This window comes from Gemmatimonadota bacterium, from assembly GCA_030747075.1.
In the GTDB taxonomy this organism is placed as follows: domain Bacteria; phylum ARS69; class ARS69; order ARS69; family ARS69; genus ARS69.
Genome location: JASLLL010000003.1, coordinates 149,686 through 163,553 on the forward strand (window position 1 = coordinate 149,686; position 13,868 = coordinate 163,553).

The 13,868-nt window shown below is 62.2% G+C and carries 11 protein-coding genes and 3 tRNA genes; all 14 read right to left on the bottom strand.

Annotated elements, in window-relative coordinates; all coding sequences use genetic code 11:
* Window positions 1–4: 4 nt before the first annotated feature.
* Window positions 5–2,194, bottom strand: coding sequence for a pitrilysin family protein (locus QF819_01990; protein MDP6801936.1), 2,190 nt, complete (start codon window positions 2,192–2,194; stop codon window positions 5–7).
* A 214-nt stretch (window positions 2,195–2,408) separates the two neighbouring features.
* Window positions 2,409–2,494, bottom strand: a tRNA-Leu gene (locus QF819_01995).
* An 87-nt stretch (window positions 2,495–2,581) separates the two neighbouring features.
* A tRNA-Cys gene (locus QF819_02000) sits at window positions 2,582–2,655 on the bottom strand.
* Between the two features lie 46 nt (window positions 2,656–2,701).
* Window positions 2,702–2,776, bottom strand: a tRNA-Gly gene (locus tag QF819_02005).
* A 100-nt stretch (window positions 2,777–2,876) separates the two neighbouring features.
* Window positions 2,877–4,349: a glycogen/starch synthase gene (locus QF819_02010; protein MDP6801937.1), complete on the bottom strand. Its 1,473-nt coding sequence runs from the start codon at window positions 4,347–4,349 to the stop codon at window positions 2,877–2,879.
* Window positions 4,346–5,446 (bottom strand): glycosyltransferase family 4 protein, encoded by a 1,101-nt coding sequence (locus QF819_02015; protein ID MDP6801938.1) that lies wholly within the window; start codon window positions 5,444–5,446, stop codon window positions 4,346–4,348. Before QF819_02015 ends, QF819_02010 begins: the two co-directional genes overlap by 4 nt.
* On the bottom strand, window positions 5,446–6,666 hold the full coding sequence (locus tag QF819_02020) for a glycosyltransferase (protein MDP6801939.1): 1,221 nt from the start codon (window positions 6,664–6,666) through the stop codon (window positions 5,446–5,448). Before QF819_02020 ends, QF819_02015 begins: the two co-directional genes overlap by 1 nt.
* 51 nt (window positions 6,667–6,717) lie before the next feature.
* Complete coding sequence (locus tag QF819_02025; protein ID MDP6801940.1) at window positions 6,718–7,704, bottom strand: radical SAM protein; 987 nt, start codon at window positions 7,702–7,704, stop codon at window positions 6,718–6,720.
* 53 nt (window positions 7,705–7,757) lie between these two features.
* The gene (locus QF819_02030; GenBank protein MDP6801941.1) at window positions 7,758–8,870 is read right to left on the bottom strand and encodes a DegT/DnrJ/EryC1/StrS family aminotransferase; all 1,113 of its coding nucleotides are present in this window, start codon (window positions 8,868–8,870) and stop codon (window positions 7,758–7,760) included.
* A complete protein-coding gene (locus tag QF819_02035) occupies window positions 8,867–9,913 on the bottom strand; it encodes a Gfo/Idh/MocA family oxidoreductase (protein ID MDP6801942.1) in 1,047 nt (348 codons plus the stop codon). Before QF819_02035 ends, QF819_02030 begins: the two co-directional genes overlap by 4 nt.
* A gap of 29 nt (window positions 9,914–9,942) precedes the next feature.
* Window positions 9,943–11,484 carry a sugar transferase gene (locus QF819_02040; GenBank protein ID MDP6801943.1) on the bottom strand — a complete coding sequence of 514 codons (1,542 nt, stop codon included), beginning with the start codon at window positions 11,482–11,484 and terminating at the stop codon, window positions 9,943–9,945.
* A gap of 170 nt (window positions 11,485–11,654) precedes the next feature.
* Window positions 11,655–11,855, bottom strand: coding sequence for a hypothetical protein (locus QF819_02045; protein MDP6801944.1), 201 nt, complete (start codon window positions 11,853–11,855; stop codon window positions 11,655–11,657).
* Window positions 11,856–11,990: 135 nt separating this feature from the next.
* The gene (locus QF819_02050; GenBank protein MDP6801945.1) at window positions 11,991–13,463 is read right to left on the bottom strand and encodes an O-antigen ligase family protein; all 1,473 of its coding nucleotides are present in this window, start codon (window positions 13,461–13,463) and stop codon (window positions 11,991–11,993) included.
* A gap of 68 nt (window positions 13,464–13,531) precedes the next feature.
* On the bottom strand, window positions 13,532–13,868 hold a 337-nt coding region (locus QF819_02055), incomplete at its 5' end, for a hypothetical protein (GenBank protein ID MDP6801946.1).

Genomic DNA, 13,868 nt, shown 5'->3' on the forward strand with positions numbered 1-13,868 from the left:
CCCCTCAATCCGTCGGGCGGACAAACCGGTCCGCCGGAATGTCGCCGTTGATGTCGTACTGCGTCACGGTCGAAACGGTAAAGTCGGTTCCATCGACTGCCAGGACGATACGATGCGGTCTCAGGATTCCGGACACCTCGCGAAAATCGTCGAAGGACTCCCGAATGGTCGCCGGGTCACCGGTCTGGGGATGCTTGCCTTCATAAGTGATTCGGCTCGGCAGGTTGGAACCGTGGGCAATGGCGACGGTGAACGCTTTGCCGGAGGGCCCCCGCGCCTGAACAAGGCGAAAGTCCTCGCCTTCCTCGGCATCCACCGACTGAAGTGTGAAGTCACCGGCCACTGCTGGATACGCCATCAGGAACATCTCGCGCTCCAGGTCGCTCCGAAGGTCGCGGAGATCTTCCCCCTGGACTTCCTCCACCCCGCCGGGCGAGGTTCTCCACGCGTCGCTCCGGGTGAGGCCTGACTCCATGGCCTGGCCGAATATCTCAAAGGTCGATGCCATCGCGTCCGGAATCTGATAGGCGTTGTTCGCCTTCGCGGGGAGTTCCCCGCCAGGAGTTTGAATGGCGACATCCGCCACGATCTCCACCCGACGAACTCCGCCCAGGCGATCCATCCCCCCGAGCGCGGCCACCGCATCCTCCACCATGGCCAGCCCTGCCGCCTCTCGTTCGGGATCCACCTCTTCGGCAGGCTTCACGAGCGTGGCGACAATCGTGCCGCTTCGACGGAAGGTGCTCCGCGCCGCGCTGCGAACATCGTCCGCGGTGACAGCGGCCACCGCCTCCTGAGCGTCCAGAACGATGCGCCAGTCACCATGAATGGCATTCATGTACCCGAGCGCGATCGCCAGCCGGAAGTTGCTCTCCGTCTCGCGCACAAACTGCGCCCGGATTCGATTCTTCGCCTTGGCCAGTTCCCTGTCGCTGACCGGCTCCCTCTTCAAGCGCTCCAGCTGCTCCCAGACGGCGTCTTCCACCTCCTGAGTGGTATGCGGAGCCAGCGGCTTGCCATCGATGACGAAGAGATTGTCCCAACGATCTCCCGGGGTCTCGTGATCCGCATCAATGGATGCAACCAGTTGAAGCTCCTCTTTCAGCACCTTCTCGAAGCGGGACGAGCGCCCTCCGGAGAGAATCTCCGCGACCACACGGAGCGCCGCATCCTGCGGACTGGGAATATTCGGCTTGTGCCAGCCCATGATCAGTGACGGCTCCGCATCGTACTCCACTTCGATGCGGCGCATCCCCTCCTTGGGCAGATCGAATGTCTCAACCGGTTCCGGGGGATCCTGCGGAGGGATGTCTCCGAAGTAGCTTCGGGCCATGTCATGAACGGCGTCCGGATCCACATCCCCGACAATGGCCAGCGTCAGCCGGTTGGGCGCGTAGTAGACGCGAAACCACTCCTCAGTTTCGGTTCTCGTAAGGCTCTCGATATCCGCCGGGTAGCCGATGATGGGATAGCCGTACCAGTGCGCGTCGAACGCCACGGCCAGGAAGTTCTCGCCCAGTTTGCCGTCCGGCGAAGCATCCGTTCGCATCCGTCGCTCTTCGAGCACATTTTGAACTTCCGTGTAGAACTGACGGAGCACCGGCGCCCGCAACCTCTCCGACTCCAGGAACATCCACAACTCCAGACGATTCGCGGGAAGAGCCTGGATGTACGCGGTCCCGTCGTAACTCGTGAAGGCGTTGAGGTTTCTTCCGCCCGCTTCTTCGTAGAGACCCCACAGTTCATTGTCGACGGCGTATTCCTTTGCCGCCTCCATTTCCCCTGCGCGTTCCTCAAGGAGCTGCGCGATCCGGTTCTCATCCGCATCCCGGCCCTTGGCCGACTCCCGCTTGGCTTCCAGCGTGAGTTCTTCGATGCGATCGTAGTGGACCTTCTCTGCTTCCCAATCCGAGGTTCCGATGTCCCGCGTGCCCTTGAACAGCATGTGCTCCAGGATATGCGTGACCCCGTTGATCCCGGGGCGTTCCTCCGCAGCGCCAACGCTGAATGCGGTCACCACGCCGATCGTCGGGGAGTCGTGATTCTCCAGCACAAGGAGTGTCAGCCCATTGTCCAACTGATACTCGTGGACCGCGCGTGCCAGGTCTTCCTCCAGGTCGCCCGCGATCGTCCGCCCGCTCCACATCCCGATTGAGAGCAAGACCATCAGGGAGACAATCATCCATCGATTCATACGCTGCTTCTCCTTTGTCGTGCGTTCTCCACCGCTGCGCTACCGCGTGCTTCGTATGTCCGCCCTTTTCACAAGGGACACGACACACTTCGCGGGGAATCCCGGCATCTCATCATGCGCTGCGGCGACAATCTACACAGACATCGTTGATGAGACACCTCAAGGCGCACAGGATAGGGGTCCCGCAGGACTCGGTCAACTGAAGGGAGGCTCGTGCCGGGAGAGGGACTTGAACCCTCACGGGAGTTTCACTCCCAGCGGATTTTAAGTCCGCTGCGTCTACCATTCCGCCATCCCGGCGCTCTCAAGGTGGCGAGAGTATCCCGGATGGCCCAGGGAAGGAAGTCGGAGAGAGGGAGCGATTGGGGAGGCGGCCCGGTGCGAGAGTGGAGGCGGCACCCAGATTCGAACTGGGGATAAAGGATTTGCAGTCCTCTGCCTTACCACTTGGCCATGCCGCCATACTCTCGACGAGGCGCCCACACTCCGGCGGACGCCCCGGAGAACTGGAGCGGGAAACGGGACTTGAACCCGCGACATCCACCTTGGCAAGGTGGCGCTCTACCACTGAGCTATTCCCGCTCAAAGGCCACAGGATGCTAGTTTTCCGGGTGCCCTCTGTCAACCCGGATCTGGGTGCGCCCCCACGGTCGCCGTCGCGCCGAGGTCTCTCATGAGATCGTCAGGACGGGGCGCAACCCTGAGAGAATCTCCCGCCTGCGGAAGTGCACCGGTCGTTCGCCGCACTTTCAAGAACCGAGATCCAACTCCGCGCGCTCCTTGCCCACGAGAAGTCGCGTTCCATCGCGACCATCTGGAAGAGCGCGTGTCGGGGCGGATCGATCAACAGGTCCCGCGCTCGTGCAAGGGCCGAAACAAGCGCTTCCGAGGATGCGTCCTCGAAAAGAAACCCGGTGCCCACTCCATCCTGAGTATCCCGGGGATCCGTGATGGTGTCCGCAAGCCCTCCCGTGCGGCGGGCGACCGGCAGAGTGCCGTACCGCTGCGCGTACATCTGGTTCAACCCGCACGGTTCGTACCTCGACGGGATCAGGAGGCAGTCCGAAGCAGCGATGACCAGTCTCGCCAGTTCGGCGTCGTAGCACGCGAACAAACGCACGCGTTCCGGGAACTTCTCCTCCAGCGACCGGAGAGCATCCTCCAGTGGCGGGTCCCCGATTCCCTGGACCACCAGGTCGAAGCCGAGATCCAGCATTTCGGGAACCGAGTCCACCACGAGGTCCATCCCCTTCTGCTCGGCAAAGCGGGTCACCATTCCAGCGATCGGCCGCCGCGCATCGAGCTCGAATCCGCATCGACGGGCGAGTTCCCGGCGGCAGACCTCTCTTCCCGACATGTCTCCCGCGTCATAGGCCCCGGGAAGAGCCGGATCGGTTCTCGGATTCCACTCCTGTTCGTCGATCCCGTTGAGAATCCCCGTCAGCTTCTTCCCGCGCGACCGCAGGGCTTCGTGCAGCCCGCCGCCGTATTCCGGGCTCAGAATCTCGCGGGCATAACCGGGGCTGACCGTCACGATGCGGTCCGCTCCGAGGATTCCCGTCTTCAGAAGATTCAGATGGTCATCGGCGAGGGCGTTCGGGCCATACCCCCATCGGGTTGCCTCTTCTGCCCCAAAGCAACCCTGATAGAGCAGGTTGTGGATGGCCAGCACAACGCCCGGCCTCTCCCCTGGCGAGGAGAACCCGGGGTCCAGCAGGACAGGGCAGGCGTGCCAGTCATTTGCGAGGATGACCGGAAGTGGCTGGTCCCGTTCCCGAAGAAGGGTCAGGACAGCTCGGCAGAACGCGGTCCATCGCCCGAGATCGTCCGCGTAGGGTTCAGCCCCCGCATACAGTCCTTCCCGATCGAAGAAGGCAGGGATTTCCACGAACCGTAGACGCGCACCCTCGGAAGGTCCCGCCCGCACAGCCGCGGAGACGGAGTGCTCGCCAAGGCAAAAGGTGATCTCGTCCACCCGTTCTCCCACTTCGGGGGGATCGCCCGAAACGGGTCGATGCAGCGGCACGAAGACCTCCACGCGCACACCTTCCCGCGCGAGCGCTTCCGGGAGGGACGCCGCGATGTCTCCCAGCCCCCCCACCTTGAACCAGGGGGCAATCTCCGCTGCCAGAAACGCGACGGACAGAGAGCTCACGCGGACACCTCCCCGGCACCACCGGTGACGCTGCGGTAGATCTCCAGTGTCTGGTCCGCGACGCGCTCCCAATCGTACTCCTCGCGAATGCGCTCTCGCGCGAGGGCGCCCAGTTGCGCGAGGTGGTCCGGCTTCTGCAGCAATTCCGACAGGCGCGCTCCGAGATGTTCGGCATCTCCGGAACGGAATGTCTCCCCCGCGCCTTTGAGCACCTCCGTGTTCTCCGGGATGTCGCTCCCCAGCACGGCGCGTCCATGGCTCATGGCTTCCAGGAGAGCAATGGACAGGCCCTCCAGCGCGGACGGGATTACGACCAGCGCGGCGTGGGCCCAGACGGACTCCAGTTCCGACCCGTAGACACCCCCGAGGAATCGAACGCCGTCATGCGCGGACTCGCGGCACGACCGAGCATAAGAGTCCGTGAAGTGGGCATCTCCAGCCACGGCCAGCGTCCAGTCCGGAATGTGGGAGCGGTGCGCGTCCAGAAGAAGGTGCAGTCCCTTCTCGGGAACCAGGCGACCCACAAAGAGCACATACCGACCCGGTTCCAGCCCCCGCGCCCGGGCTCCGTCCTCAGGAGCGGGTGGAGGAATCGGCGTGCCGTTCGGGATGTAGTGCGCTCGTTCCCCCGCCGCCACACGGAAGTGCTTCAAGAGCGTCCGGGATACGACAATGGTCGCGTGCGGGAGATGAGCGGCCGTCCACTCTCCTCTGCGAAGAGCCCAGGAAGCCGCACGATTCCACTTCTCCCGCCGCCAGTCCAGCCCATGCACCGTGACCACGATTTTCTTCCCGGCCAGGCGCGGGATCCAGGCGAGAGTGGAAGGACCGAGGGCGTGGTAATGCACGATGTCGGCTCGTGAGAAGAGGGCGTGCATCGACGCCAGGGTCGTGTGGGAAACCGCGTCGAGGTGCTTCGTGTTCAGCGCAGGCAACCGTACGAGGCGAACGCCCGGCAGGACCGCGTCCACCGGGGTGTAGTGGGAGCGGCAGTGAGCATCAACCCGCACTCCCCTTTCGGCGAGGCGGCCGGCCAGTTCGTGCACATGGCGTTCGATGCCGCCATAGGTCGCGGGTACTCCCTTCTGCCCGATCATCACGACGCGGATGACGACACCTCCTGCAGGAGATCAAGCATGGTCCGCACCTGCCTGCCCAGCGAGAACTCCTCTTCTACGACACATCGGGCGTTTCGTCCCATCTCGAATGCAAGGTCCGGATCGGATTCCAGTGCGCTCATGGACTCCGCCAGCGCGTCGGAATCACCCGGCGGGAACAGAAGCCCCGTCTTGTGCGGCCGCACCATCTCCGGGATGCCGCCGGTGTCCGCGCCGATGACGCCGACACCGCTCGCGAAAGCCTCCAGCACGGAGACCGGCCCGTTTTCGTACCATTCCGAAGGAAGAACGACCGCACGCGATGCGCGCATCCTCGCCACCAGGTCGTCACGCGTCAGACGCCCGGTGAAGTGAACATCCAGTCCATTGGCCGCGGCGGACGCGCGAAGGCGATCCTCCTCGGGGCCCGTGCCCGCGATCGTGAGGGACACGCCGGACCGGGACACAGCACGAAGGAGCGTGTCCAGCCCCTTCTCCCGAGAGAGCCTCCCCGCATACAGAAACCCCTCCCCCGGGGCGGATGCCGGGACGAAGGCACTCGGGTCGACTCCGTTCGGGACCACCTGGATGCGATCTCTCGGGTACCCCGCGCCGTGGATCTTCTCCGCCATGAACCGACTGGGACAGGCGAAGGCGGCCACCCCGTCCCTCACCGAACCCGTGCGATGCGCCCGCATCATCTCCCCCCACGCCACAACGCTGGCGGTCAGCGAGGAGCGCACACAACGATGACGCACTGCGGGAAAGTAGGACCCCGGCGCACATCTCTCGCAGACATCTCCATTCGTATAGAGAAGATAGTTCGGGCAGGCCAGCTTGTAGTCATGCACCGTATGGACCACTGGCACACCCGCGCCGCGCAGCGCATCCAGAATGGACGGAGACAGCTGGTGGTGGAAGTTGTGCACATGCGCAACCGTCGGCCTTGCGCTCCGGCAGAGGTCTGCAATCCGTGCCGCCGCCTTCCGATGATGCACGGCTCGCAGCGCTCCCCGAACGCTCCCCAACAGTCCGACGCTCTCGTAGTCGACTTCCTCCACAAAGAACTCTGCCCACGGCGAGGGCCGGTTTCGGGAATGCTGCATGGAGAAGTGGACCGTCTCGTGCCCGGCGTGCTCGTACTCTTCCAGAAGGTCGAACAGAACGCGCTCCGCTCCACCCTTCGCGTAGAAGAACTTGTTCACCAGGAGGATTCTCACGCGCCTTCGCTCACTTCCCGGTCCCGCGGGCTCTCTCGCGCCGGAGGTCCACTACTTTGCGCGCGGGGTGGCACCACGAAACCACCGCCCGAGAATCCACCGAGCCGCAATGTCCGGTCTGGCCTTCATCACCGGCGCCACCGTACAGCTCATCCAGCACTGGAGTTGGCAGTTGCGCACGCTTCGCAGCACTTCGCTTGTCGCGGCGTCCGCCTCGATATCCTCCCAGCTCTTCTCGTTGAGATTCCCCAACGGCTGGTTCAGCACATTGCATGGATAGACCACGCCCCGGTGATCCACATGGATATGCCCGGTGGCCGCAACGCAGGGATCTCTGCGAGGCTGGCCGTCGATGTAGTCGATGATGCCGTCGGTGTAGTACGACCGAAACCAGTCCTTCGGGCGCAGCGAGCGAAGTTGTGTGGTGGCGATGGACATCAGGTCCGAACGCGTCGTCTCGTCACGGGGCACCATGTCGTCCTGGCTGCCGAAGTACAGTTCGCTGGAGTGAACGACCGAGCAGACATAATCCACTCCCAGTGTCTCCGCGAGCTTCTTGACGCCGAGAAGAGCACCGGGGTTGTCTCTTGACCCCGTGCACGCGATGCCCAGGTCTGCGATGCCCGCGCCTTGGAGCCGCCTGACGGTTTCCACCACGCGCTCGAAACACCCCTCGACATTGCGGATCTTGTCGTGGACCTCCCCGACCCCGTCAATCGAAACACGAATGGCTACAGGAGCCATCTCCAGTGACTGCTCCACGATCTTGTCCGTCAGCATTCCGTTCGTGGAGATCACGATTCTCGGGGAGCCGAGTCTCGCGCGGAGGACGGCCGCGATCTCGGGGAGATCGTCCCGCATGAACGGTTCTCCCCCGCTGATATTGAGGTTGCGCAAACTGCCGGGAAGACGCGAATAGAACTCGGGGGGGAGTTCGTTCCGGTCAGGCCGGGACCAGATGTCGCACATGGCACAGAAGGTATTGCACCGGTGGTTCACCGCGAGAATCGCTTCACGCGGGAGCAATCGCTGACTCATTTCCCCCCCGGTCCGGGGCCGAACCGACCCCGCTGCTCTGTGTCATGCGGCGGTCACGCGCGCGCGCCGCAAACCTCCTTCAACACTTCCGCCACATACTCCGGGGCGGCTTCGTCCATCTCCGCGTAGATCGGGAGAGAGATGACTTGCGAAGCCAGAGCCTCCGCATTCGGGAAGGTTCCCTTCCCGAGTCCCAGGTGTGCGTATGCGGGCTGAAGATGAAGCGGTATCGGATAGTGGACTCCCGCGCCCACCCCGCGCGCATGGAGTGCTTCGACGGTCTCGTCCCGATCCGGCACACGCACCACATAAAGGTGGTAGACATGACGGACATCGCCGTCTCTCGGAGCAAGCGGCCGGATCTCCGACCCGGTGAGCAGTTCGTCGTATCGGGCAGCAAAACGCCGGCGTCCTTCGGTCCACTCTTCGATGTACTTCATCTTCACGCCCAGGACGGCGCCCTGGATGCCATCCAGGCGGTAGTTGAACCCCTCCGCGCAGTGCTCGTACTTGGTGGAACGACCATGGTCGCGCAGGAGTCGAACCCGTTCAGCCAACGCGCCGTCGGAGGTGGTGACCCCGCCCCCGTCGCCATAGCATCCGAGATTCTTCCCGGGGTAGAAACTGAAGCACCCGATTCGTCCGATCGAACCGGCCCGACGGCCCCGGTATTCCGCGCCATGGGCCTGTGCGGCATCCTCGATCACGGGAATGCCGTGTCGGTTGGCGATCTCCATGATGGGATCCATCTTCGCCATCTGTCCGTAGATGTGTACGGGAATGATCGCCTTCGTTCGCGGCGTGATGGCCCCCTCCAGAAGTTCGGGATCCATCGTTCCGCAGTCTTCAATGCAGTCAACAAGGCGAATCGTTGCGCCCGCGTGCGTAATGGCTTCCGTCGTGGCGATAAAGGTGTAGGGGGTGGTGATCACTTCATCCCCCGGCCCGATGTCCAGCGCGGCCAGAGCCAGATGCAACGCCGAAGTGCCACTTGCCACTCCCACGGAGTGATCTGCGCCACAGTACGACGCGAACTTCTTCTCAAACGCGTCGACGGCCGGGCCGCCGATAAAGGCGCACGAATCGATGACCGCTGCGATGGCCTCGGTCACTTCCTTTTGAATCGTGGCGTACTGCGCCTTCAGGTCGTTGAACGGGACATTCATGACATCGTTCCTCCGTTGCTCGTCGAGTTTCCGTTCCCCAGCGGCAGGAGCTCTCCGGAAGACCGGAGAGACTCACAAGCTCTCTCCATGACTTCCACAACAGCGAGTCCCGACCTGCCCCCGGAGCGTGGAATCTCCTGGTTCTGGATGCAGTGAATGAAGTGCTGGATTTCGTTCTTGAGCGGTTCGCTGTCATCCAGGCGCGGGGTGTAGATATCTCCGAACCTGTATGAAAGTTGAAACTCGCCGAAGGTGTCGTAGTGCGGCTGCACAGAGACCCCCTTATCGTACACGCGGATCTTCTCCAGCGAGGAGACATCGTCGTAGACCAGCATCTTCTTGCTGCCCACCACGGTGATCCGTCGGAGTTTGTCCGGGTTCAGCCATGACACATGAGTATGAGCCACGATCTCTCCCGGATAGGTGAGGTGCAGGAAGGCGACATCTTCAATGCCTCGCTGAATGTAGGCCTGGCCGTGCGCACTCACGGTCAGAGGATCCGTCCCGAGGATGTAGTTCAGGATCGATACATCGTGCGGGGCGAGATCCCACACTACATTGATGTCCTCCTGAAAGAGCCCAAGATTCACGCGAGTGGTATTCACATAGTAGATGTGTCCCAACTCACCGGAGGAGATCAGATCCTTCATCTTGTTCACAGCGGCCGTATACACGAAGGTGTGGCCTGTCATGAGCGTGAGGCCCCGAGACTCAGCCAGTTCGACCAGTGCCGTAGCCTCGGCCACGCTGCCGGCCATGGGCTTCTCCACCAGTACATGTTTCCCGGCTTCCATCAGCGCCTTCGCAATCGGGAAGTGGGTGGAAACCGGTGTGGCGACAACGGCCGCATCGATCTCATCGCTGGCGATCACCTCATCCAGTTCCGTGGAGATGGCTACGCTTGGATAGAGCTGCGATATGTGTCGAAGCCGCTCTTTGTTGAGATCGACCGCCACCTTCATTTCCACTCCGGGCACCTGAGTGAAATTCCGAACGAAGTTCGGCCCCCAGTACCCGCAACCGATGACTGCAACTCGAAGCAAAACGCCTCTCCTTTCTCGTCCCGTGCCGGCTAGTACGCGCCGTCACCGAACAGGACAACCGGCACGGTCCTGAAGAGGATCTCCAGATCCGTCTTCAACGACCAGTGATCGATATAGTACAGGTCCAGAAGGACCATCTCGTCAAAAGGAACACTGGATCGGCCGCTGACCTGCCAGAGTCCAGTGAGTCCCGGCTTCGCCTTCAGACGCTTCTTGTGCCACTCCTTGTAGTGGTTCAACTCATAGAAGATCGGCGGCCTGGGTCCCACAAGACTCATGTCACCGATCAGTACATTGATCAGCTGCGGCAGTTCGTCGAGGCTCGTCCTTCGCAAGAGAGCCCCCACGGGAGTCACCCGGGGGTCCGTGGTCATCTTGAAGACCTCACCGGTTCCACGGTCTGGCTTGAAGTCCAGCTTCTTTCCCGAAATGAAGTTCGTCGCGTATTCGCGGTGGATGGAGTCGTCAGTCTCCAGCTTCATTGTCCGGAACTTGAAGAGCGTAAACTCGGTTGCATTCTGGCCCGCCCGGACCTGCCGGAAAAGCACGGGCCCCGGCGAGAAGATCCGAATGAGAAGCGAGATGAACAACAACAGCGGGAAGAACATGAACAGAAGCGTGCCCGAGACCGCCACATCAAAGACGCGCTTCATGAGAAGGCCCAGCCTCACGCCTCCTGCCGTGGTGATGTCGTAGGTCGGGACGCCATCGATGGTCTCTACATGCGTGTCGGACGCGATCATGTGCAGAATGTCATTCACGAGGCGAACCGGAACCTGCGCCTTCATGCAGCGCGACATCATCTCGAGCGTGCCTTCCTGCCCCAGGCTCGGGATGGCGACAAAGACCTGGTCGGCGCGAACCTCCCGCACGACCTCAATCAGGTTCTCGACGCTTCCTTCCACCGGGATGCCGTCCACTGAGGTGCCTCGTTTCGCCGGATCGTCATCCACATACGCCGCGACCTCATAGCCCAGCCCGGCAGTCTCTCGGATGCGGCGAAGGAAACGCGCCCCCTCCACACCGGCTCCAACAATCACAATCCGCGTCGCCCGGGCAGCCCCGGCGATGAAGCGAGCATAGAGAGGCCTGATGAGCGCAAGCCTTCCCACCAGTCCTGACACGGTTGCGAAGAGTCCCGCGAACCCAAGCACCAGACGCTTCTCGAAGAAGTAGTCCGTGCGCGTCACGAAACCCAGCGCCAGGACCAGAAGGCAGCCCATGAAGACGGCCTTGATCACCCCGACTGACTGATCCAGAACCGAACCCAGGACTCGGGACCGGTAAAGACCGTTCAGACCGTGCAGAAGGATCCAGAGTGGGAGAAGCATGCAAAGCGTCGTCAGGTGCTCACTCCGAAGCACCTCAGGCGTGCCCTGGAAGAAGCGGCTGCCAAACCGCAACCAATGCGCCCCCAGAAACGCACAAAAGAGGACCGTCGCATCCAACAGCATGGCCGCGAACACCAAATGCCCCTCGCTGAGTCGGGAGCGCGAAGGCGGCGCAGGAGGAGTTTCGGCCTCCGCCGCCTTCACGGCTTCCCGGGGCGTGGATGTCGCATCCGTACTCATGCTGAGAAATCTCCTTATCTCACGGCATCATAGTGTCTTACAGCCTCAAGGACCAGAGGATTCCAGCCCGGACACTCTCTCCCCCTGGCCCGGTCTGGTCCTCCTCCCATCCCTTCGGCACATCGGACTGTCGATAGAAGCCCTGAGGTCACCAGAAGGCCGTTTCTCCACTATTCTCCCGGCCGGACAGCCTGGCAGGGAACCACCGTGGCCAGACTCCCCCGCTCTCTTCCCCGACGGCCGAGGCGGTCCTCCAGACCCAGCACTCCGCCGGCCAACGCGAAGGCCAGAACATTCACGAACTCGAAGTAGCGCATCTCCAGAAGCATGGCGTTCACCATGTACGCGGCCAGTGCACACCAGACAGCCACCGCAGGCGACGGCTCCGGATCCTGCTCTCTCCGCAGGAAACGCAACCACGACACCCGGAATCGGCTGATCCGGGCGAATCGGCCGAGGGGTGGCTTCTTCGTGAGAGTTCCCCGGGCCGCGCCCCCGGTTGCGAGTCACTCGCCTCTACCGCTTGCCGAGAACATCGCGGGGACCGGGTAGGGGGTGAGATCGGGCCCGGAACTCCCCGCTTGTGCACGCAGGCGGTCTTCCATCCCGGCCACTGTTCCCATCAGGAAGAAGAACAGGACATTCACATACTCGAAGTAGCGCATCTCCAGGAACATCGCGTTGACCATATACGCGGCGATCCCGCACCAGATACACACGACGAGGTCCTTCGACACGAGCCCTTCCCGCCCAAGCCCGCGGTAGGCTCGTATGGAGGTTCGGAACATCAGCCAGAAGATCAGGAAATACGGCAAGATGCCTGCGATCCCCTGCTCGGCAATGATCGTCAGGAAGATGTTGTGGGGAATCGCATGCCCCCCGACACCCAGATCGATATGGCCGAACAGGGGAACATCCCGTGGGCGTCGATACTGCATGGCCAGTTCGGGAAAGTTCATGAATCCGCAACCGAAGAACGGGTGGTCGGCAAAGACCTCCATGGCTTCCATGAATAGAACCGCGCGAAACTCAATCGTGTTCGTCACCATGAGGCCGCCCCGGTCCCGGTCGTCGGTCGCCATGTTGTCCCAGTTGAGGAACACGCCCACCATGGCGAACAAGAGGAGCGCAAGGCAAAGGACACGCAGCCTCCTCCCCCAGATTGCGCCGGTGATGAGGGCCACCGCAAACCCGGCATACACCGAGCGAGTCTGCGTAAAGAACAGCACCGGAGGCGTCACCAGAACCAGTCCCAACTGCGCAACCCGGCGGATGATCCCACCCTGTCGACTCAGGACATACCAGGCAGGGAAGAAGCCCATGGCCATCACGGTCCCCAGGATCGCGGGCTGGAGGAAGATCCCCCGCACTCGAAAACCCAACCGGCTCAGCCCTGTGTCCCGCAGAGATTCGTCCACGATGAACTGCGGCCAGATCAGCGAGTAGAGCTTGGCCTTCTCGAAGATCCCCATGACCCCGAGATACAGTCCGATCAGGACCAGATATCCGAGCACAATCGCAATCTGCCGATCCCTGTTGATCACTGTCCGAGCGAAGTAGAAGAACATGAAGGGGTACACATACCCGCGCAGGATCATCAGCCAGCGCGGCTGCTGACCGCTCGTGACGACCGAGATGAAGAGCACGATCAGAAACACAATCATGTTGCGCTCCACCCCGCTCAGACGGGGAACCCTTCGCATTCCGATCAGAACTTGAATCAGAAAGATCAGGTAGAGCAGCGTGGAGACAATCCGTGCCGGATAGAGGTCCGGAAAGTTCGGAAGTCGAATCCAGAACCCGGTCTGGAAGAAGATAACTGCCGTCAGGTAAAACAGAAATCCCCAGGTAATGTCCCGACGGAGGAGCAGAAAGAGCACGACTCCCACATTGAAGAGCCCCAGCGTAGCCACAAGGACTCCGACCTCCATGGCCGATCCCAACCCGAGAGCCAGCATGGCAATCACAACCGCTGCCAAGGCCCGCCCTCCGGAGCCGCTCTTGGCCGACTCAGGCCCCACGCCCGGAACCGTCCAGGGAATCCACCTCACGCGGGGGCCTCCTCGTAGAGCGTCACCTTGACTCCGTGGAACTCCCGCCGCTCGGACTCGCGAAGCCTCTCCTCAAAGAACGAGCGGATTCGATTCTCCGGCGCGACATCCCACCACCGGGAGAGCACCAGCCAGACCCGCCCCCCGTTTCGGGAAGCGTCGTTCACATGGCTGCGGAGGTCTTCATCGGTCTGAAGGAAACGCTTGTGCTGATGCAGCAGTCTGGCCTTGCCGCTGGCAGTGTCCGCAAAATAGTAGCGAAAGGGACGGAAGGAGTAGATCACCACGATCGTGTCCCCCGGCATCTCCGAGGCGAGCACCCATTCCGCCGCC